Consider the following 20,849-nt stretch of genomic DNA (forward strand, 5'->3'; position numbering starts at 1 on the left):
CGGTCCGCGCCGCGCGGTCGGGCGCCGCGCGGTCGGGCGCCGCCCGGGCGGGCGGCGTGCGGGTGTGCGCGGCTCCGGCCCCGGCTCAGGCCGGGGCGTGCGCGAGGACCGCGTCGAGCAGCCGCACGGCGGCCGCCTTCTCCAGCGGGTTGTTGCCGTTGCCGCACTTCGGGGACTGCACGCACGCCGGGCAGCCGGTGCGGCACGGGCAGGTCGCGATCGCCTGCCGGGTGGCGCGCAGCCACGTCGCCCCGAGCCCGTACCCGCGCTCGGCGAACCCCGCCCCACCCGGGTAGGCGTCGTGCACGAACACGGTCGCTTGCTCGGTGTCGGCGTGCAGCGCCGTCGAGACCCCGCCGAGGTCCCAGCGGTCGCAGGTGGCGAGCAGCGGCAGCAGCCCGATCGACGCGTGCTCCGCGGCGTGCAGCGCTCCCGGAGCGGTCTCGACGGTGATGCCGGCGCGCTCCAGCACCTCGACGGGTGCCGTCCACCAGACCGAGGTCGTCGGCAGCGTGCGGGCCGGCAGGTCGAGCAGCTCGGAGCCGAGCACCTCCATGTCCGGGATCCGCTTGCGCTGGAAGCTCAGCACCTGCGTCGTGACGTCGACGGCCCCGAAGCCCCACGTCACCGGTCCCCAGCGGCGCTCCGCGGTGACGGACCGGATCTCGGTGGACGTCACCCACCGGGCCCACGTCCCGTAGTCGACGTCGCGCCGGTCGACCAGGGCGACCCCGTCCTCGAGCCGCAGCTCGTCGACGACGTACGTCGCGCCCTGGTGCACGTAGACCGCGCCCGCGTGCACGGTCGAGTCCGCGGCGGCCGAGTCCACCGTGCCCAGCAGCCGGCCGGTGGTGGACTCGACGACGCGCACCGGGTCGCCCCCGGTCCCGCGGAGGTCCGTGAGCCGCGCCGCCTGCTCGGCGTGCGTCCAGTACCAGCCCGACGGCCGGCGGCGCAGCGCGCCCCGCGCGACCAGGACGTCCAGCAGCTCCCGCGTCCCCGGACCGAACAGGTCGAGCTCCTCGGCGCGCAACGGGGTCTCCGCCGCGGCGGCGCACAGGTGCGGGGCGAGCACGTAGGGGTTGCCGGGGTCGAAGACCGTGGCCTCCACGGGGGCGTCGAGCGCCGCCTCGGGGTGGTGGACCAGGTAGGTGTCGAGCGGGTCCTCGCGGGCGACGAGCACGACCAGGCCGTCGGCGCCCGCCCGCCCCGCCCGGCCCGCCTGCTGCCAGAGCGACACGCGCGTGCCCGGCCACCCCGCGATCACGACCGCGTCGAGCCCCGAGATGTCGACGCCGAGCTCCAGCGCGTTGGTCGTGGCGAGCGCGCGCAGCCGCCCGGTGCGGATCGCCGCCTCCAGCTCGCGGCGCTCCTCGGGCAGGTACCCGCCCCGGTAGGCGGCGACGGCCACCGCGAGCTCGGGGTCCACCTCCCGCAGGTGCTCCCGGGTCACCGTCGCGACCGACTCCGCGGCCCGCCGCGACCGTGTGAACGCGAGCGTCCGGGCGCCCGCGGCCGTGAGGTCGGCGAGCAGGTCGGCCACCTCGGCCGTCGCCGAGCGGCGCGGCCGGTCCGGGTCGTCGGCGACGAGGTCCTCGCCGGTGCCGAGCGGTCCCGACCCCTCCCGCGCCGGCCCGACCGTGCCGGCATCCGGGCCCGGCGCAGGGGCGGCGGTGCGCGCGGTGGGGTCGGCCCCGGCTGCCACGTCGCCGTCGGCCCCGGCCGTCCCGTCGCCGGCGGCCCCGGCCGTCCCGTCGCCGTCGGCGCCGACGGCCGTGCTGTCGGCCCCGGTCCGCGCCCTGGCGTCCGCCTCGGTGCCGGCCGCCGTGTCGGTCCCCGCGCGGTCCACGTCGACCGGGGGCTCGTCCAGGGGGAGCGCCCACGGGTCGTCCTCGGGCAGCAGCCCGCTCCACGGGCCCTCGGCGGGCGCGACCTCGGGCGGCTGCCAGAGCGCGACCGTCTTCCGCCCGGCGGGGGAGGTGTCCTCCGCGACGGACAGGACGTCCTCGGCCGGGACTCCGATCAGCCGCGCCGCGCTCACCGCGGGCTCAGCCGTGGTCGCGGAGGCGAGCAGGAAGACCGGGTCGGCGCCGTAGATCCCCGCGACGCGGCGCAGCCGCCGCAGGACGGCCGCGACGTGCGCGCCGAACACCCCGCGGAAGGCGTGGCACTCGTCCAGCACGACGTACCGCAGCGACCCCAGCAGCCGGGCCCAGCGCCGGTGCTGCGGCAGCAGGGCGAAGTGCAGGAAGTCCGGGTTCGTGAGCACGACGTCGGCGTGCTCCTGCACCCAGCGCCGCTCCTCCTGCGCCGTGTCGCCGTCGCAGGTGGCGACGCGGACGTCCCGGAGCCGGGCGGCGTGCAGCACCCGGTCCAGCGCGTGCCGCTGGTCCGCCGCGAGCGCCTTGGTCGGGCAGAGGTACAGCACCGACCCGCGGCGGGCGACCGTCTCGATCCGCCCCGGGTCGAGCGCCCGCACCGCGGCCTGCGCGCGGACCGCCGACAGCGACGGGAGCCAGAACGCCAGCGACTTGCCGGACCCGGTGGACGTCGACAGCACGGTGTGCCGCCCGGACCACGCCGCGTCCGCCGCGAGCGCCTGGTGCCGCCACGGACGCTCCACGCCGAGCGCCCGGTAGCCCGCGACCAGGTCGGCGTCCGCCCAGGCGGGCCAGTCCACCGGGGTGCCCTCGCGGGGGGGCAGGTGCCGGACGTGCGTCAGCCGGTCGGCGCGGCGGCCCGCGGCGAGCAGCACGTCGAGCAGCTCACCGGTCCCCACCACGGGACCATCCTCGCCCCTCGACGGCGCTGCGGCGTACCGGTGCGCCCGCCGCGGCTCCCGGCCCTCGTGGCGGGCGGGGCAGGATGGGCACGTGGCGACGCACATCGACCTGAACTGCGACCTCGGCGAGGGCTACGGCCCGTGGAGCCTGGGGGAGCCCGGCGCGGACGACGCCCTGCTGTCCGTGGTCACCAGCGCGAACGTCGCCTGCGGGTTCCACGCCGGCGACCCGTCGATCATGGCGGCCCGGTGCGCGACGGCGCTGGCCCGCGGCGTGGCGGTCGGCGCGCACGTCTCGTACCGCGACCTCGTCGGGTTCGGGCGCCGCCGGCTCGACGTGCCGCCGGGCGAGCTCGCCGCCGAGGTCGCCTACCAGGTCGGCGCGCTGCAGGCCGTCGCCCGGACCGTCGGCGCGCGCGTCGGCTACGTCAAGCCGCACGGCGCCCTCTACAACCGCATCGTGCGCGACGAGGAGCAGGCCGCCGCTGTCGTCGCGGGCGTCGCCGGGGTCGACCCGACCCTCGCGGTCGTGGGGCTGCCCGGCTCCGCCGTCCTCCGGCACGCGCGCGACGCCGGGCTGCCGACGGTGACGGAGGCGTTCGTCGACCGCGGCTACCTCGCGGACGGCACGCTGGTGCCGCGCGGCAGCGCGGGGGCGCTGGTGACCGACTCGGACGAGGCCGCCGGGCGCGCCGTGCGGATGGCCACCGAGGGCACGGTCGTCGCCGCGGACGGCACGCTCGTGCGCCTCGACGCGGCGTCGCTGTGCGTGCACTCGGACACGCCCGGGGCGGTGCCCGTGGCGCGCGCCGTCCGCGCGGCGCTCGAGGCCGCGGGGGTCGAGCTGCGCCCCGCCGCGGCGTGAGCGGAGCGCCGTCGTGACGACGGACCCGGCGGACCCTGCGAACTCGGCGGACCCGATGAACTCGGCGGACCCTGCGAACTCGACGGACCTGGCGTACGCCACGACGCACGCCACGGAACCCACGGGCCCCGACGTCGGCGCGCAGCCCAGGTCCGTCGCTCTGGACGCCGGGGCCGTGCCCGCGACGGCCAGCCGTGTCGTGCCCTACGGCGTCGACGCCCTGCTGGCCGACCTGCCCGACCTCGTCGCCGTCCGCGCGCTGGACGACGCCCTGCGGTCGAGCCCGCTCCCGGGCGCGGTGGACGTGGTCCCGGCCGCCCGCACGGTGCTCGTGCGGTTCGCGACGCCGGCCGACGCGCGCGCCGCCCTGGACCGCCTCCAGAAGGCGGCTGCCGTCGCGGCCGGCACTCACCGCGACACCGACCCGCCCACCGACGACCCCGACCGCGCGGACTGCACCGACCGGCCCACCGACGACCCGGATGCCGCGCCCCCGCGCGCGCCCGTCGTCCTGCCCGTCCGGTACGACGGCGCCGACCTGGCCGAGGTCGCCCGCGCCACCGGCCTGAGCGAGGACGAGGTCGTGCACCGTCACGCGGCATCGGAGTACACCGTGGCGTTCGGCGGCTTCATGCCGGGGTTCGCCTACCTGACCGGGCTGGACCCCGCCCTGCACGTCCCCCGGCGGTCGACCCCGCGCGAGCGGGTCCCCGCGGGCGCGGTCGCGATCGCGGGCGAGTTCGCCGCCGTCTACCCGGCGGCGACCCCGGGCGGCTGGATGCTGCTCGGCACGTGCGACGTGCCGCTGTTCGACGTCGACCGGGACCCGCCCGCGCTGCTCCGCCCCGGCACGCGGGTGCGGTTCGTGCCCGCCGACGCTCCCGCCGACCGCCCGGCCGACGACCCTGCGCCCAGCGCCTCTCGGGACGTCCCGACCCTGCCGTCCGGCCGCACCTCCTCCGCGTCGCGTCCCGACCCCGCCAGCGCTTCCGCCCGCGCCCCCGTCCGCGCCACCGTCCGCGCCACCGTCGAGGTCCTCACCCCCGGCCCGCTCGCCCTCGTCCAGGACCGCGGCCGCCCCGGCCTCGCGGCAGTCGGCGTCGGGCGGTCCGGCGCCGCCGACGCCGGGGCGCTCCGCCTCGCGAACCGCCTCGTCGGCAACGCCCCCGACGCCGCCGGTCTGGAGGTGCTGCTCGGCGGCCTGTCCCTCCGGTTCCCGGCGGGCGGCGTCGTCGCGCTCGCCGGGGCCGAGGTTCCCGCGGACGTCGACGGCGTCCCGGTCGCCCCGCACGCCGCCACCCGCGTCCCGCCCGGCGGCGTGCTCCGCACCGGCACGGCGACCCGCGGCCTCCGGCTCTACCTGGCGGTCCGCGGCGGCGTCGACGTGCCGCGCGTCCTCGGCTCGCGCTCCGCCGACCGGCTCGCGGGCCTCGGCCCGGAGCCGCTGCGCGCCGGTGACGTGCTGCCGGTCGGGGCGCAGGTGGTCGACGCCGCGCAGCCCTGGCCGGACCCGCCCCGCGACTGGCCCGGCACCGCCGTGCTCCGCGTGACCCCGGGGCCGCGCGCCGACTGGTTCACCCCGGACGCGTTCGAGCGGCTCCTCGCCGGGCGTTACGCGGTGACACCGGCCAGCGACCGCGTGGCGCTGCGCCTCGACGGTCCGCCGGTCGAGCGGGTCGACCGCGGCGAGCTCCCTTCCGAGCCCCTGGTCCCCGGCGCGGTGCAGGTGCCGCCGGACGGTCGGCCGGTCGTGTTCGGCGCGGACCACCCGGTGACCGGCGGCTACCCCGTGGTCGCCGTCGTCGAGCCCCGGTCCCGCGACCTGGCGGCGCAGCTCCGGCCCGGGGACGCGGTGACGTTCACCCGGTCCGAGGGGTCCGCCGGACACGCGTGAGCACGCAACACGTGGGCCACGGGCGTGCGGTCTGTTTGAATGCTCCCGGAAGGCAGAGGGGAGCTCCGGTGGACGTCAGCGTGGCCAGCAGGACCGTCGAGGGCAGGACCGTCGTCGACGTGACCGGCGAGATCGACGTGTACACCGCGCCCGCGCTGCGCGAGAAGCTCACCGGCCTGGTCGACTCCGGGCACGTGGACCTGGTCGTGAACCTCACCGAGGTGCGGTTCATGGACTCCACGGGGCTCGGGCTGCTCGTCGGCGTGCTCAAGCGCGTCCGGGGGCTCGACGGGAGGCTGCAGCTCGTCATCGACTCCGAGCGGCTGCTCAAGGTCTTCCGCATCACCGCGCTCACCCAGGTGTTCACCATCCGGGAGACGGTGGACGAGGCGCTCGCCGCCGACCGCGAGGGCTGATCACGCGCGGAGGGGCCAGCGCGCGAGACGCTCCGCGACCTCCGGCGACGAACCGCCGGATGCACGGTCCGGCGCCAGGAGCCGCTCAGCTTGCGGGCTCGCCCGCATCGAGGTCGCGCCGATCCCGAGTCGGTGGCGGATCTGCCGGGTCTCGCGGTTGCGAGGTGGACGTCAGCCCGTCCGACGCCGCCGGCTCGTTCGTCACCCTGGTCAGGCGGGCGTCACCGGCCGCGGCGAGCCCGCCTGCTCGCCGCCGGAGCCGACCGAGGATCGCGATGGTCGCAGCCCGGGTCTCGCGCATGGCGGCACACTCCTCCACAGATCGAGCGGGGCCCCGTTGTCCCGCCCTCCCATCCTCGCGTCCAGTCGGTCCACCCAGACGCGGCGGTCGGACTCCAGGCGCACCTACGCTGTCGGTACCGAGAGGCTGCCCTCCGACCGAGGGCGGACCCCACCCGGAAGGGTGGTCCACGACGACGTCCCGGTGAACGCAGGGGGAAGTCTCGGCGCCTCGGCCGCCCTGCACGCGGCGCGCCCCGCCCGCCGCGGCACCATGCGGTCGTGCCGAACGACGTCGACCTCCTGGTCCGCACCTCCCGCGCCGTCGGAGGCGTGCACCGCTCCGTGGGCGAGATCGCCGTCCCGGTCGAGGTCGTGGACCGCGACCTGCCGATGAGCGAGGTCGAGGTCCTGTTCCGGTCGCCGCACCTGCCGTGCCTGGCGGTGGTCGACGAGCGGGACGGCAGCATCGGCATGGTGTCCCGCAGCCGGTTCACCGACGCGCAGACCGGTCGGCTCGGCTACGGCCGAGCCGTGCTCGCCCGGCGGCCCGTCGGGGAAGTCGCCGACTGGTCTCCGCTCGTGGTCGACGAGCGCACCGGCATCGTCGAGTCGGCGACCCGCGCGATGGAGCGGTCCGGGGAGACGCGCTACGACGACGTGCTGGTCCGGTCGGGCACCTGGGGAGCGGTGGCGACGTCGGACCTGGTGCGCGCGCTGGTGGCCGCGCTGTCGGAGCGGTCGCTGCACGACCCGCTCACCCGGCTGCCGGGGCGCGAGCTCGTGCTGCACACCGCACGGGAGTGGGCCCGGCTGCTGCCCGGCAGCACCCGCCGGCTCCTGCTGGTCCAGGCCGACGTCGACGGGTTCGCCCGGGTGAACGCGCGGTTCGGCGGCGCCGCGGGCGACGCGCTGCTCCGGGTGCTGGCCGACCGGTTCGCGGACGGGGTGCCGACGGGCGCGATGGTCGGCCGCACGGGGAGCGACGAGCTCATGGCCGTCGTGCTGCTGCCCGGCGTGCCCGGTGCAGAGGCCGAGGAGCAGGTGGCCCGGGTGGTCGAGAGCATCGGCCGCGCGCTGCTGCCGCAGGCGCCCGACGAGCCGCCCGTCCGGCTGGCGTGGGTGGTGTCGTCGGCGGGCGACGCGGACGCCGACGCGCTCGTGCAGAAGGCGCAGCGGCGGATGCTGGCGCGCAAGGCGGACCCGCTGCCCGCTGTGGCGGCGCCGGGCTGACTCGCGACGGGGCCGGGACGGTCGCCCCCGGCCGCACGAGACCCCGGGGCCCGAGTGGTGGAACCGGCGCCCGCACCCCTTCCCAACCGGACATATCTGGCTACAGTGGCGTCCTCTCGCGCGGCAACGGAGCGGCGCGTACCGGGGGCGGCTCGGGCAGGGCCGTGCCTCGCGTCCGAGGAGGATGCATGGTCGAGCTCGGGTCCGGGAGCCTCGTGGTGGTCGCCGTCATCGCGGCCGTGGCGGTCGCCGCCCTCGTCGTCGCGGTGGTGCTGCGCCGGCAGGTGCTGGCGGCCGACGAGGGGTCCGCGTCGATGCGCGCGATCGCCGCGGCGGTGCAGGAGGGCGCCGCGGCGTACCTGTCCCGGCAGCTGCGCACGCTGGTGCTGTTCGCGGTGGTGGTGTTCGCGCTGCTGTTCCTGCTGCCGGGGGATGCCGGCGTCAAGATCGGCCGCTCGGTGTTCTTCCTGATCGGCGCGGGGTTCTCGGCGTCGATCGGCTACCTCGGGATGTGGCTCGCGACGCGGGCGAACGTGCGGGTGGCCGCGGCGGCGTCGCTCCCGGGCGGGCGTGCGGCCGGGGCGCGGATCGCGCTGCGCACGGGCGGCGTCGTCGGGATGTCGGTCGTCGGGCTGGGCCTGCTGGGCGCCGCGGTGGTCGTCCTGCTGTACCGCGGCGAGGCGCCCGCGGTGCTGGAGGGCTTCGGCTTCGGGGCGGCTCTGCTGGCCATGTTCATGCGGGTCGGCGGCGGCATCTTCACCAAGGCGGCCGACGTGGGCGCGGACCTCGTCGGCAAGGTCGAGCAGCACATCCCCGAGGACGACCCCCGCAACGCCGCGACGATCGCGGACAACGTGGGGGACAACGTCGGCGACTGCGCGGGCATGGCGGCCGACCTGTTCGAGTCGTACGCGGTGACGCTGGTGGCGGCGCTGATCCTCGGCCGGGCGGCGTTCGGCGAGGAGGGGCTCGTGTTCCCCCTGATCGTCACGGCGATCGGCGCGGTGGTCGCGGCGCTGGGGGTCGTCGTGACCCGGGTGCGTGGCGACGAGAGCGGGCTGACGGCGATCAACCGCGGCTTCGCGGTGGCCGCGGTGGCGGGGGCGGTGCTCGCGGCCGTCGCGGCGTTCGCCTACCTGCCGTCGTCGTTCGCGGACCTCGCCGGGACGGCCGGGCTGGCGGACCACCCGGGCGACCCGCGTGCGGTCGCGGCGGGAGCGGTCGCGATCGGCGTCGTGCTGGCCGGCGTCATCCTCTGGCTGACCGGCTACTTCACGGGCACGACCTCGAAGCCGACGATCCACGTGGCGCGCACCTCGCAGACCGGGGCGGCGACCGTGGTGCTCTCCGGGATCGGCGTCGGGCTGGAGTCGGCGGTCTACACGGCGGGCACCATCGCGGCGGCGATCTGCGGGGTGTTCCTGCTCGCCGGCGGGTCGATCTCCCTGTCCCTGTTCCTGGTGGCGCTCGCGGGCTGCGGGCTGCTGACGACGGTCGGCGTGATCGTCGCGATGGACACCTTCGGGCCGGTGAGCGACAACGCCCAGGGCATCGCCGAGATGTCGGGCGACGTCACCGAGGAGGGCGCGCAGATCCTCACCGACCTCGACGCCGTCGGGAACACCACCAAGGCCGTCACCAAGGGCATCGCGATCGCGACGGCCGTGCTGGCGGCGACGGCGCTGTTCGGGTCGTACGCCGACGCGGTGGCCGGGGCGGTGCGGGGGCTGGAGCTGACGCAGGTGCCGGGCGACATCGTCCTGGCGATGACCGACTACCAGGTGATCAGCCCGGTGACCCTGGTCGGCGTGATCCTCGGCGGGGCGACGGTGTTCCTGTTCTCCGGGCTCGCGATCGACGCGGTGACCCGCGCGGCCGGGGCGATCGTGTTCGAGGTGCGGCGGCAGTTCCGCGAGCACCCCGGGATCATGACCGGCGCGGAGCGGCCGGAGTACGGCAAGGTCGTCGACATCTGCACCCGGGACTCGCTGCGCGAGCTCGCCACCCCCGGGCTGCTCGCGGCGTCCGCCCCGGTGGCGGTCGGGTTCGGGCTGGGCATCGGGCCGCTCGCGGGGTTCCTCGCCGGGGCGATCGGCGCCGGCGTGCTCATGGCGGTGTTCCTGGCGAACTCCGGCGGCACCTGGGACAACGCGAAGAAGCTGGTCGAGGACGGCCGGTACGGGGGCAAGGGCTCCCCGGCGCACGACGCGGTGGTCATCGGCGACACCGTGGGCGACCCGTTCAAGGACACCGCCGGGCCGGCGATCAACCCGCTCATCAAGGTGATGAACCTGGTGGCGCTGCTCATCGCGCCGGCCGTCGTCACGGTCAGCCTCGGCGACGGGGCGAACCACGTGGTGCGGCTGTCGATCGCGATCGCCGCCGGGCTCATCGCGCTCACCGCGGTCGTGCTGTCCCGGCTGCGGGCGGCGCGGGTGGACGAGGAGGCGCGGCTGGAGCGCGAGGTGCCGCTGCGGGCGTGACCCGGGGCGTGCCGCCGGACGTGACGCGGAGGTGTCCGCCCGGCGGCGGTCCGGCCCCCGCCTCGACGCCCGGCGGGCCGTCCGGCAGGGTGGGGGCCATGACCTCGCGCCGCGCCGCCGCCCTCCGTCCGTCCCGCCGTGCCGCCCGCGGCGCCCTCGCGGGTGCCGCGCTGCTGGCGCTCGTCGTCCCGCTCGCCGCCTGCTCGGGCGACGACGACAAGGTCCAGGCGTTCTGCTCCGCGGGCGAGGACGCGATGACGGAGATCACCGCCGCCGGGTCGCTCAGCGACGACCCGCAGGCGTTCGCCGACGCGATCTCGGACGCCCGCGACCAGTTCGACGAGGTCGAGGCGCCGGACGACATCGCCGACTCGTGGGGCGTGTTCACCTCGACCTTCGCCGAGCTCGACGACGCGCTGGCCGACATCGACCCGACGGACCAGGAGGCGTTCACCGCCGCCCTGCAGCAGTTCGCCGAGCAGGCCGACTCCGAGGACCTCGCCACGGCGAGCGACGACCTGAGCGCGTTCACCACCGAGAACTGCGAGTGACCGTGCGGCTGCACCTCGTCCGGCACGGCCAGACCCCGTCCAACCTGGTCCACGCGCTCGACACCGCCGCCCCGGGCGCGCCGCTGACCCCCGAGGGCGAGCGGCAGGCGCGCGCGGTCGGCGAGGCGCTGGCCGGCGAGCCGCTCGACGCGGTGTACGCGTCGACGCTGGACCGCGCGCGGGCGACCGCCGCGGAGGTGGCGCGGCCGCACGACCTCGAGGTGCAGGTCCGGGAGGGCCTGCGCGAGGTGCTCGCCGGGGACCTGGAGATGCGCACGGACGAGGAGTCGGTGCACCGGTACCTGTCGACGATGGTGGCCTGGGCGTCCGGCGACCTGGACGTCGCCATGCCGGGCGGGGAGTCGGGCCGGGCGACGCTCGACCGGTTCGACGCGGTCGTGGACGAGCTGCTCGGCACGGGGGCGGGGACGGCCGCGGTCGTCAGCCACGGCGCCATGATCCGGCTCTGGACGCTGACCCGGGCCGGGAACCTGGACGCCGCCACGTCCGGGCGCTGGCCGCTCGACAACACGGGCGTGGTGACGCTGGAGTCCGGCGGACCGACCGGCTGGTACGCGACGCGCTGGCAGGACGAGGTCGTGCCGCACGCCGCGCCCGCCGGGGGCGACGGGCCGGGCGGGGAGCCGCTGCCGGTCTGACGCCGGGCCGACGCGCCGGGTCGCGTCGGGGAGGATGGTCCGGTGGACGCCGCCCCGACCGAGCCCCTGACCGCCGACCCCGCGCTCGTCACCGCGCTGCGCGCCGACCTCGCCGCCTCCGGGTTCACCGTGCCCGGGGTCGAGGAGCTGCTCGGCCCGGTCGCGAGCGCCGCGCTGCACCGCGAGGAGCCGGTCCCCGCCCTGCTGGCGACGGCCGGCGACGAGCCCCGCGCGGCGCTGGTCCGCGCGTTCGTGCTCGGCGTCCCGGTGCCCGCGGCCGCGCTGGCCCGGGCGCTGCCGTCGCTCGGCGTCGAGGGCGCCGAGCGGCTGGGGCTGGTCGCCGCGGCCGGTGCGGGCGCGGACGACGCGGTGCGCGCCCGGGTCGACCTGCGGCCCTACGAGGCGGAGGACGCCGCCGGCCCCGTCGACTGGTGGGTGGCCTCCGACCTCGGCGAGCTCGCGACCGGCGGCGCGCTGCGCACCGACCACGTGCTGGGGGTCGGCGGGGCGTCGACGACGCTCGCGCAGGTCACCGTGCGCGAGCCCAGCGCCCGCACGCTCGACCTCGGCACCGGGTGCGGGATCCAGGCGCTGCACGCGGCCAGGCACAGCGACGTGGTCGTCGGCACGGACATCTCGGCGCGCGCGCTCGGGTTCGCCCGGTTCAACGCGGCTCTCGCGGGGCTGGCGCCGGGCGCGCTGGACCTGCGGCTCGGGTCGATGCTGGAGCCCGTCGCGGGGGAGCGGTTCGACCTCGTGGTGAGCAACCCGCCGTTCGTCATCACCCCGCGCACCGCCGCCGACGTCCCGACCTACGAGTACCGGGACGGCGGCCGCACCGGCGACGCGATCGTGTCCGACCTGATCACGTCGGTCGGGTCGGTGCTCGCCCCCGGCGGGGTGGCCCAGCTGCTCGGCAACTGGGAGGTGCGCCGCGGCGAGCCCTGGGACGAGCGCGTCGGCGCCTGGCTGGACGCGTCCGGGCTGGACGGGTGGGTGGTGCAGCGTGAGCTGCAGGACCCCGCCCAGTACGCCGAGACCTGGATCCGCGACGGCGGCACCACCCCCGACCGCGACCCCGCGGCGTGGCGCGCCCGGTACGCCGCCTGGCTCGCGGACTTCGCGTCCCGGGACGTCGAGGGCATCGGGTTCGGGATCGTCGTCCTGCGCCGGCCGGCCGCGGACCTGGCGGACTCCCCCCGGCTGCGGCGGCTGGAGGAGGTCACCGGCACCGTCCGGCAGCCCCTCGGCCCGGCCATCGGGGCGTCGCTCGCCGCGCACGACTGGCTGCGCCGGCGGGACGACGCGGCGCTCGCGGCCGAGCGGCTGCTCGTGCCGGGCGACGTCACCGAGGAGCGGTACCTGCGGCCCGGCGACGTCGACCCGCAGATCGTGCTGCTGCGCCAGGGCGGCGGGTTCGGGCGGACCGTGCAGGCGGGGACGGCGCTCGCGGGGCTGGTCGGCGCCTGCGACGGGGAGCTCACGGTCGGGCAGATCGTCGGCGCCCTGGGCGCGCTGCTGGGCGTCGACGCCGACGCGGTGGCGGCGGACGTCCTCCCCGAGGTCCGCGGCCTGGTGACGGACGGCCTCCTCCTCCCGGCCTGACCTCGGGCTTCGAGTGGAGCGTTCTGCCCGACACGCCGGGGCGTGTCGGGCAGAACGCTCCACCCGTTTCCACTCCGCGCACGCACCCCCGCCCGCCCGGCGCCCCCGCCCGGACCTGTTCGCCCGCACAGGCTGGGCACAGGGTGGTGCTACGGCCGGTCCAGCCTCGCTCCCTACGGTCCTGACCAGCCGGGACGGCCCCGCGGCGCCGCCCGCGAGCGCGGTCCGTCCCCGACGGACCGAGGGAGAACATGCTGTCGCTGTGGAGGCGCACCCGACCGTGGGTGCGGGTGGTGGCGGTCGCGCTGCTGGTGGGAGTCGCCGGGACCGGGGTGTACTGGTTCGGGTTCCGCGAGTCGCCGGCGCAGGCCGCCACCCCGGAGTCGACGACGACCGCGGTCGCAGCGAGCCTGTCGACGATCCAGCAGTCCGTGTCGGCGTCGGGCATCCTCACGCCGACCGTGCAGGAGGACGTGTCGTTCGCGGTGAGCGGCACCGTGACGTCGGTCGACGTCGCGGTCGGCGACACCGTGACCGCCGGCCAGCAGCTCGCGACGGTCGACACGCTGCAGCTGAACGCCGCGCTGCTCCAGGCGAAGGCCGAGCTGGCGAGCGCGCAGGCGTCGCTGTCGAACGCCCAGGACGAGGCCGACGGCTCCGACTCCTCGGACGCGCAGGTCGCCGCGCTCTCCGCGCAGGTGGACGTCGCGCAGACCGCCGTGGACGACGCCGAGGCCGACATGGCCGGCGCGACGCTCACGGCGCCGGTGTCGGGCCTGCTGACGACGGTGGACGTCGAGGTCGGCGACGCCGTCACCGGGTCGGGCTCGTCCTCGGGCAGCAGCGGCTCCGCCACCAGCGGCGGCAGCGGCAGCGCCGGCGGGATGGGCGGCAGCACGGGGTCGACGGGGTCGTCCTCGACCACGTCGACCAGCACCGCGCAGTTCGTCGTCGTCGGCACGGACGCGTGGCAGACGAGCGTCAGCGTGAGCGAGTCCGACGTGGCCCTGCTGTCCGTCGGCAACCAGGCGGAGCTCACCACCGACTCCTCGACCGACACCGTCTACGGCACCGTGACCGAGATCGGGCTGCTGTCCAGCAGCTCCGGCGGGGTCGCGGCCTACCCGGTGACGATCGACGTCACCGGCAGCCCCGAGGGGCTGCACGACGGCGAGTCGGTGGACGTCTCGATCATCTACGAGCGCCGCACCGACGTGCTGACCGTGCCCGCGTCGGCGGTGACCACCGAGGACGGCCGGACCGTCGTCACGCAGGAGGGTGCGGACGGCGCGACGGTCACCACGGCGGTCACCGTCGGCGAGACCTCCGGGAACCTGGTCGAGATCACCGAGGGGCTCGCCGAGGGCGACGAGGTGCTGGTCACCGTGTTCAGCCCGCGGGCCTCCGGGTCGGGCGGCTCGGGCGACGGCTCGGGCGGTACCGAGCAGGGCCAGTTCCCCGGCGGCGGCGAGATGCCGGACTTCTCGTCCGGCCAGATGCCGGACGTGTCGCAGATGCAGGGCGGCTTCCCGGGCGGCGGCAATGGCTGAGCTGGTGCTGGACCGCCGGCCCGACGAGGTCGGCGCCGACGGCACCGTCATCGAGCTCGCCGGCGCCCGCAAGACCTACCGCACCGGCAGCATCGAGTTCGAGGCCCTGCGGGGCGTCGACCTGGCGATCCGCACCGGCGAGTACGTCGCGATCATGGGCCCGTCAGGCTCCGGCAAGTCGACGCTGATGAACATCGTCGGCTGCCTGGACGTCCTGACCGCCGGCGAGTACCGGCTGGCGGGGGAGGACGTCGGCGAGCTGGACGAGGTCGAGCTCGCGGACGTCCGGAACCGGCGCCTGGGCTTCGTGTTCCAGCAGTTCCACCTGCTGCCGGCGCTCAGCGCGTGGCGGAACGTCGAGCTGCCCCTGGTCTACGGCCGCGTGCCGGCGGACGAGCGCAGGGAGCGCGCGGTCGCCGCCCTGGAGCGGGTCGGCCTGGGCGAGAAGCTGGACAACCGCCCGGGCGAGCTGTCGGGCGGCCAGCAGCAGCGCGTCGCCGTCGCCCGCGCCCTGGTGGGCGAGCCCGCACTGATCCTGGCGGACGAGCCCACCGGCAACCTCGACTCCCGGTCCACCGAGGACGTGCTCGCGCTCTTCGACGAGCTGCACGCCCAGGGCCGCACCATCGTGCTCATCACCCACGAGCTCGAGGTCGCCGAGCACGCCCGGCGCATCGTGACGGTCCGGGACGGCCGCATCCAGTCCGACGAGGTGAACCCGCTATGACCTGGTCCGAGACCCTGCGCACCGGCTGGGCCGCGGTGCGGGGGCACAAGCTGCGCTCGATGCTGACCGTGCTCGGCATCCTCATCGGCATCGCCGCGGTGATCCTCACCGTCGGACTCGGCCTGGGGACGCAGCAGGACGTCAGCCGGCAGATCAGCGCGCTGGGGTCGAACCTGCTCATCGTCACGCCCGGGTCGTCGACCGACTCCGACGGCGTGCGGGGCGGCTTCGGCACCGGCGCCACGCTGACCCGGTCCGACGCCGACGCCCTGGCCTCCGAGGTGAACGCGCCGGACATCGGCGCCGTCGCGCCGGAGAAGGAGTCGTCGCTGTCCGTCGAGGCCAACGACACCAACTGGACGACGACCGTCGTCGGCACGACCGAGGACTGGCTCGACGTCCGGTCCCGCGCGGTCACCTCCGGCGAGTTCCTGACGGCGGAGGACGACGCGGAGGGCGCGACCGTGGCCGTCGTCGGCGCGACCACCGCCACCGAGCTGTTCGGCACCACGAACGTGGTCGGCCAGCAGCTCACGATCGCGGGCACCGCGTTCACGATCGTCGGGGTCCTCGACACCGCGGGCTCCAGCACCGACACCGACCTGGACGACCTGGTCGTGATCCCGCTGACCACCGCGTCCGACACGGTGTCGGGCGGCTTCGACCGGAACTCGCTCACCACGATCTACGTCCAGGCCGCCTCGGCGGACCAGCTCGGCGCGGCGTACCAGGAGGCCAACCAGCTCCTGCTCAACCTGCACGACGTCACCGACGCGGACAGCGCGGACTTCAGCATCGACAGCCAGGACTCCCTGGTCAGCACGGCGACCTCGGTCTACCGGACGCTGACGGTCCTGCTCACCGGCATCGCGGCCCTCTCGCTGCTGGTCGGCGGCATCGGGGTCATGAACATCATGCTGGTCTCCGTCACCGAGCGGACCCGCGAGATCGGCCTGCGCAAGGCGCTCGGCGCCCCGCCGTGGGCCATCCGGCGGCAGTTCCTGGTCGAGGCGGGCGTGCTCGGCCTGGCGGGCGGCGTGCTCGGCGCGGTCCTCGGCATCGTGGCCGCGACGGTCCTGCCCTCCCTGCTCGACACGTCGATCGTCGTGTCCGGCGCCGCGGTCGGCGGGTCGGTCGCGATCGCGATGGCCATCGGCATCGTCTTCGGCGTCTACCCCGCCACCCGGGCCGCCCGGCTCGCGCCCATCGACGCGCTGCGGTCGGAGTGAGACCCGTGCGCGCCCCCGCCCCCCGCACCACCCCGAGGAGAGTCATGTCCCGTACCCGCACCGGCCTGCTGGCCGCCCCCGCCGCCGTGGCGGTCCTGGTGCTGCTCGCCGCCTGCTCCGGCGACACCACCGACGCCGGCACCGCGAGCAGCGGCACCGGCACGGCGGAGGCCCAGGACCCCGGCGACCGGTCGGGCGAGATGCCCGGCGGCGGCGGCACCTCCGGCGAGATCGCCGCCGTCAGCGACGCGCTCCTGCAGGTGCAGGGCGACGACGGCCAGACCGCCGTCGCCTGGGACGGCACGACGACGATCACCCAGACCGTCACGGCCGATCTGTCCGACGTCACCGTCGGGTCGTGCGTCGTCGCGTTCACCTCGGGCGACGACGACGCCGCGGCGACGTCCGTGGCGATCACCGCCGCGACCGACGGAGAGTGCACGGGCGGCTTCGGCGGCGGCTCCGGCGGGGGCGGGATGCCCGCGGACGGCGAGATGCCCAGCGGGATGCCGACCGACGGGGCCGAGGGTCGCGAGCTGCCCGGCGGTGCGCCGACCGACATGCCGAGCGGCGCCCCGGACGGCGCGTCCGGCGGGTCGGGCGGCTTCGGCGGGGTCACCTCCGGCCTGGTCACCGCGGTGGACGGCAGCACGATCACGGTCGAACCGACCGGGATGCCCGGGTCGGACGACGCGACGACCACCACCGCCACGATCACCGTCGACGCCGCCACCACGTTCACCAGCACGGTCGCGGCGGACGCCACGGCCATCGCGGTCGGCCGGTGCGTCACGGCGCAGGGCGAGGCGGACAGCAGCGGCCAGGTCGCCGCGACCAGCCTGACGCTGTCGGACGCGACCGACGCCGGCTGCTCGACCGGGTTCGGCGGGCGCGGCGGCCCGGGCGGCGCGGGCGGACCCGGCGGCTCCGGCTCCGAGGGCGAGGGCTCCGATGCGTGACAGCCTGAAGCGGCGCGCCGGGCGACGGTCGACCGCCGCCCCGGCCCTCACCCCCAAGGCCCTGGCCCGGCGGCGAGCGCACCGGCGCCGGCTCCTGATCGGCGGGGTCGCCACGGCGGCCGCGCTGAGCCTGGTCGGCGGCGGCGTGGCCCTCGCGGTCAACGGCTCGACCGGCAGCGGCTACCGGACGGCGACGGCCGAGCTCGGCACGGTCGAGCAGACCATCGACGCGACCGGCACGGTCGCCTCCGCCAGCCGGTACGACCGGGCGTTCTCCGTCGCGGGCACCGTCGGCGCGGTCGACGTGGCCGTGGGTGACACCGTCACGGCGGGTCAGGTGCTCGCGACGCTCGACACGGCCTCGCTGGAGGACGCCGTCGAGGAGGCCGAGCAGGCCGTCGCGGACGCGCAGCAGCAGCTGGAGGACGACATCGACTCGCAGACGTCGAGCAGCAGCACGAGCAGCAGCGCGACCAGCAGCGCGACGGGCAGCGCGACGGGCAGCTCGACGGGCACGGGGTCTTCGGGATCGGGCTCGACGTCGGGGTCGTCGGGCGGGTCCGGGTCGACCGACGGTTCCAGCGGCGGGGGCTCCGGCGGGACGACGGGCGGAGGCGGCGGGACGACCGACGGCGGCCAGACCGACGTCGGCCCCGCTGTGACGCAGGCCGTCGCCGCGGTCAAGGCCGCGCAGCAGGCGCTGCTCACGCAGTACCAGACCGCGCAGGCGGCCCTGGCGGAGGCGTCGTCGGCGACGACGGCGGCGCGGGAGGTCTGCCAGGCGGTGCTCGACGACGACGGCTCGGACGACGCCGGCGACGCGGGCGAGGGGTCCGGCGACGGCTCGACCGCGGAGCCGAGCGCCGAGCCGACCGAGGACGCGGCGGACGGCACGACGGAGGAGCCGACCGACGGCGCGGCGGACGACGCCGGGACGACCGACGCCGGGACGACCGACGCGACCGGCGTCGCCGCGACCTCGGGCGCCGTCATCACCGGCGCCGCGCTCACCACCAGCACCACGACCGGCGACCTCACGTCGTGCCAGGACGCGATCACCACCGTCCTCGCGGCGCAGACGACCGTCGACGAGGCGCAGACCAGCCTCATGACCTTCGTGACCGACCTGGACACCGCGGTGACGTCGGCGCAGGACGCGCTGACGTCGGCGGCGGGCTCGGGCGGCACGGGCTCCGGAGGCGGCACGACCGGCGGCTCCACGGACACCGGCGGCTCCACGGACACCGGTGGCACGACGGAGGGCGGCACGACGGGCGGCGGCACGACCGGCTCGCTGCCCACCGGCTCGTCGGGCGGCTCGGGCTCCACGTCGTCGGGCACGGGCTCGTCGGGCACCGGCTCCTCGGGCACGGGCTCCTCCGCCTCCGGCATGTCAGGCTCGGGCGGCTCGACGGTCGCCACCGCGGCCGACCTGCTGGCGGACCAGGCCGCGATCGACCAGGCCGAGGCCGAGCTGGCCGTCGCGCAGAGCAGGCTGGACCTGATCGACCTCACCAGCCCGATCGCCGGCACCGTCGCGGCGGTGTCGATCGCGGCGGGTGACGAGGTCGAGGCGTCGTCGACGTCGGCCGTGATCACGGTCATCGGCGACGACGGGTACACCGTGTCCACCACGGTCCCGCTCAGCCAGGTCGACCTGGTCGAGGTCGGCCAGGAGGCGGCCCTCTCGGTGCGCACCAGCGACGAGGACCTGACCGGCACGGTCACGGCCATCGGCATCCTCGACGCGTCCACCACGTCGTCCGACCCGACGTACACCGTGGACATCGCCGTCGACCCGGAGGACGTCGCGCTCTACAACGGCTCCTCGGCGCAGGTGTCCATCGCGGTCGCCGCCTCTGAGCGGACCCTCACCGTGCCGTCGTCGGCGGTGCACCTGGACGGCTCGACCGCCACGGTGCAGGTGCTCAGCGGCGGGACGGTCGAGTCGGTCGAGGTCGAGCGCGGGGCGGTCGGCTCCGAGCTCACGGAGATCGTGTCCGGCCTGTCCGAGGGCGACGAGGTGGTGCTGGCGGACCTGAGCCAGTCGCTGGTGTCGGACGACCCGGAGTCCAGCGGCGGGCTCAGCGGCCTGGGCGGCAGCACTGGCGACTCGTCGTCGGGCCAGGGCCAGACGTCCTTCCCCGGCGGTGGCGGCTTCGGCGGCGGGCAGCTCCCGGCCGGCGGCCCGCCCGGGAGCTGATCCCGGGCCCTCGACGGCGCCCGGCCGGTCCCCGCGTCCCCCTGCGCGGACCCGGCCGGGCGCCCTTCTGCCACCCTGGACCCGCCGGCGCCCGCCCGCGGCCCGGCAGGGGAGGGCTCCGCATGCCGCTGCGGTCGGTTTTGCTGTTCGCGCTCGCCGCGCTGCTGGAGATCGGCGGCGCGTGGCTGGTCTGGCAGGGCGTGCGCGAGCACAAGGGCTGGGTGTGGATCGGCGCGGGCGTCATCGCCCTCGGGCTGTACGGGTTCGTCGCGACCCTGCAGCCGGACGCGCACTTCGGCCGGATCCTCGCGGCGTACGGCGGCGTGTTCGTCGCCGGCTCGCTGGCGTGGGGGATGGTGGCCGACGGCTTCCGGCCCGACCGGTGGGACGTGCTGGGCGCGCTGCTGTGCCTCGCCGGGGTCGCGGTGATCATGTACGCGCCGCGGCCGGCCTGAGCGGCCGGGCCGGCCGGCACCGGGACTAGGCTCGCCGCCAGCCCCACCCGCACGACCACCACCGGAGGACACCCGATGACGCAGACCACGGCACGACCGCACGCGGCGGTCCTCGGCGGCGGCGTCATGGGGGAGGCCCTGGTCACGGCCCTGCTCGCGGCCGGCTGGACCGCCGACGACGTCGACGTCACCGAGCGCAGCGCCGCCCGCGCCATGGAGCTGTCGAGCCGGTACGGGGTGCGCGCGGCCGACCCGAACGCCAAGGCCGTCAAGGGCGCCGGGCTGGTGCTGATCGCGGTCAAGCCGCAGGTCGTCCCGGACGTGCTGGCGGAGATCGCCCCGACGCTGCGACCCGGCACCCTGGTCGTCTCGGTCGCCGCCGGCATCCCCGTCGCGGTGTACGAGGCGGCGCTGCCGGAGGGCACGCCGGTCGTCCGGGTCATGCCCAACACGCCGGCGCTGGTCGGCAAGGGCGCCAGCGCGATCGCCCCCGGCACGCACGCGACCGACGAGCACCTCGACCTCGCCGAGCGCGCGCTCGCCGCGACCGGGCTCGTCGTCCGGGTGGCCGAGAAGGACCTGGACGCCGTGACCGCGATCTCCGGCTCGGGCCCGGCGTACGCGTTCTACCTCATCGACGCGATGGCGGAGGCCGGGGTCCTGCTCGGGCTGACCCGCGACCTGGCGACCCGGCTGGCGGTCGCGACCGTCGAGGGCTCGGCCGCCCTGGCCGCGCAGACCGGTGACCACCCGGTCGTGCTGCGCGAGCGGGTGTCGTCGCCCGGCGGGACGACCGTGGCGGGCGTGGCGCAGCTCGACGCGCACGGCGTCCGGGCCGGTGTCGTCGCGGCGGCGCGCGCGGCGCACGACCGGTCGCGGGAGCTCGGCGCGGCGGCGGCCCCGTCGCCCCGCGGGGACCGGTAGGCCCGCCGTGACCGGCACGCCCGGCGCCCCCGCCG

General features: G+C 76.7%; 16 protein-coding genes. 15 read left to right on the top strand and 1 reads right to left on the bottom strand.

The window, feature by feature from the left end; translation table 11 throughout:
• Nucleotides 1-85: 85 nt before the first annotated feature.
• Nucleotides 86-2,782: a DEAD/DEAH box helicase gene (locus J5O08_RS11735; RefSeq protein ID WP_374225975.1), complete on the bottom strand. Its 2,697-nt coding sequence runs from the start codon at nt 2,780-2,782 to the stop codon at nt 86-88.
• Nucleotides 2,783-2,873: 91 nt separating this feature from the next.
• On the opposite strand from J5O08_RS11735, the gene J5O08_RS11740 reads away from it, so the two are divergent.
• The 15 genes from J5O08_RS11740 to proC all read left to right on the top strand — a co-directional run bounded on the left by J5O08_RS11740 (nt 2,874) and on the right by proC (nt 20,814).
• Nucleotides 2,874-3,647 carry a LamB/YcsF family protein gene (locus J5O08_RS11740; RefSeq protein WP_218707063.1) on the top strand — a complete coding sequence of 258 codons (774 nt, stop codon included), beginning with the start codon at nt 2,874-2,876 and terminating at the stop codon, nt 3,645-3,647.
• A gap of 13 nt (nt 3,648-3,660) precedes the next feature.
• Nucleotides 3,661-5,541 (top strand): urea amidolyase family protein, encoded by a 1,881-nt coding sequence (locus J5O08_RS11745; RefSeq protein WP_308281578.1) that lies wholly within the window; start codon nt 3,661-3,663, stop codon nt 5,539-5,541.
• A 68-nt stretch (nt 5,542-5,609) separates the two neighbouring features.
• A complete protein-coding gene (locus J5O08_RS11750; RefSeq protein WP_218707064.1) occupies nt 5,610-5,957 on the top strand; it encodes an STAS domain-containing protein in 348 nt (115 codons plus the stop codon).
• A 561-nt stretch (nt 5,958-6,518) separates the two neighbouring features.
• A complete protein-coding gene (locus J5O08_RS21650) occupies nt 6,519-7,469 on the top strand; it encodes a GGDEF domain-containing protein (RefSeq protein ID WP_218707065.1) in 951 nt (316 codons plus the stop codon).
• Between the two features lie 188 nt (nt 7,470-7,657).
• A complete protein-coding gene (locus J5O08_RS11760; RefSeq protein ID WP_218707066.1) occupies nt 7,658-9,952 on the top strand; it encodes a sodium-translocating pyrophosphatase in 2,295 nt (764 codons plus the stop codon).
• Nucleotides 9,953-10,050: 98 nt separating this feature from the next.
• A complete protein-coding gene (locus tag J5O08_RS11765) occupies nt 10,051-10,503 on the top strand; it encodes a hypothetical protein (RefSeq protein WP_217615169.1) in 453 nt (150 codons plus the stop codon).
• Entirely contained in the window at nt 10,500-11,162 is a 663-nt protein-coding gene (locus J5O08_RS11770; protein ID WP_308281579.1) for a histidine phosphatase family protein, read from the top strand. Before J5O08_RS11765 ends, J5O08_RS11770 begins: the two co-directional genes overlap by 4 nt.
• Nucleotides 11,163-11,204: 42 nt before the next feature.
• Nucleotides 11,205-12,767, top strand: coding sequence for a methyltransferase (locus J5O08_RS11775; protein WP_218707067.1), 1,563 nt, complete (start codon nt 11,205-11,207; stop codon nt 12,765-12,767).
• Between the two features lie 251 nt (nt 12,768-13,018).
• The gene (locus J5O08_RS11780) at nt 13,019-14,317 is read left to right on the top strand and encodes an efflux RND transporter periplasmic adaptor subunit (protein ID WP_218707068.1); all 1,299 of its coding nucleotides are present in this window, start codon (nt 13,019-13,021) and stop codon (nt 14,315-14,317) included.
• Nucleotides 14,310-15,044 (top strand): ABC transporter ATP-binding protein, encoded by a 735-nt coding sequence (locus J5O08_RS11785; RefSeq protein WP_218707069.1) that lies wholly within the window; start codon nt 14,310-14,312, stop codon nt 15,042-15,044. The genes J5O08_RS11780 and J5O08_RS11785 overlap by 8 nt, the downstream gene beginning before the upstream one ends.
• Nucleotides 15,041-16,273, top strand: a complete 1,233-nt coding sequence (locus J5O08_RS11790) for an ABC transporter permease (RefSeq protein ID WP_218707070.1) — start codon at nt 15,041-15,043, stop codon at nt 16,271-16,273. Before J5O08_RS11785 ends, J5O08_RS11790 begins: the two co-directional genes overlap by 4 nt.
• A gap of 44 nt (nt 16,274-16,317) precedes the next feature.
• Nucleotides 16,318-17,232 carry a DUF5666 domain-containing protein gene (locus tag J5O08_RS11795; RefSeq protein ID WP_218707071.1) on the top strand — a complete coding sequence of 305 codons (915 nt, stop codon included), beginning with the start codon at nt 16,318-16,320 and terminating at the stop codon, nt 17,230-17,232.
• Nucleotides 17,225-19,435 carry a biotin/lipoyl-binding protein gene (locus tag J5O08_RS11800; RefSeq protein ID WP_218707072.1) on the top strand — a complete coding sequence of 737 codons (2,211 nt, stop codon included), beginning with the start codon at nt 17,225-17,227 and terminating at the stop codon, nt 19,433-19,435. Before J5O08_RS11795 ends, J5O08_RS11800 begins: the two co-directional genes overlap by 8 nt.
• Before the next feature lie 122 nt (nt 19,436-19,557).
• Nucleotides 19,558-19,890 carry a YnfA family protein gene (locus J5O08_RS11805; protein WP_218707073.1) on the top strand — a complete coding sequence of 111 codons (333 nt, stop codon included), beginning with the start codon at nt 19,558-19,560 and terminating at the stop codon, nt 19,888-19,890.
• A 75-nt stretch (nt 19,891-19,965) separates the two neighbouring features.
• Complete coding sequence (gene proC / locus J5O08_RS11810; protein ID WP_218707075.1) at nt 19,966-20,814, top strand: pyrroline-5-carboxylate reductase; 849 nt, start codon at nt 19,966-19,968, stop codon at nt 20,812-20,814.
• Nucleotides 20,815-20,849 lie beyond the last annotated feature (35 nt).

This window comes from Cellulomonas sp. PS-H5, assembly GCF_019265565.1.
Taxonomy (GTDB): Bacteria; Actinomycetota; Actinomycetes; order Actinomycetales; family Cellulomonadaceae; genus Cellulomonas.

What these genes read in the sequence shown, in the direction of transcription:
- J5O08_RS11760 (WP_218707066.1), top strand. Translation starts at nt 7,658, where the DNA reads ATGGTCGAGCTCGGGTCCGGGAGCCTCGTGGTGGTCGCCGTCATCGCG.
- J5O08_RS11790 (WP_218707070.1), top strand. Translation starts at nt 15,041, where the DNA reads ATGACCTGGTCCGAGACCCTGCGCACCGGCTGGGCCGCGGTGCGGGGG.
- J5O08_RS11800 (WP_218707072.1), top strand. Translation starts at nt 17,225, where the DNA reads ATGCGTGACAGCCTGAAGCGGCGCGCCGGGCGACGGTCGACCGCCGCC.
- J5O08_RS11785 (WP_218707069.1), top strand. Translation starts at nt 14,310, where the DNA reads ATGGCTGAGCTGGTGCTGGACCGCCGGCCCGACGAGGTCGGCGCCGAC.
- proC (WP_218707075.1), top strand. Translation starts at nt 19,966, where the DNA reads ATGACGCAGACCACGGCACGACCGCACGCGGCGGTCCTCGGCGGCGGC.
- J5O08_RS11795 (WP_218707071.1), top strand. Translation starts at nt 16,318, where the DNA reads ATGTCCCGTACCCGCACCGGCCTGCTGGCCGCCCCCGCCGCCGTGGCG.
- J5O08_RS11780 (WP_218707068.1), top strand. Translation starts at nt 13,019, where the DNA reads ATGCTGTCGCTGTGGAGGCGCACCCGACCGTGGGTGCGGGTGGTGGCG.
- J5O08_RS11765 (WP_217615169.1), top strand. Translation starts at nt 10,051, where the DNA reads ATGACCTCGCGCCGCGCCGCCGCCCTCCGTCCGTCCCGCCGTGCCGCC.
- J5O08_RS11805 (WP_218707073.1), top strand. Translation starts at nt 19,558, where the DNA reads ATGCCGCTGCGGTCGGTTTTGCTGTTCGCGCTCGCCGCGCTGCTGGAG.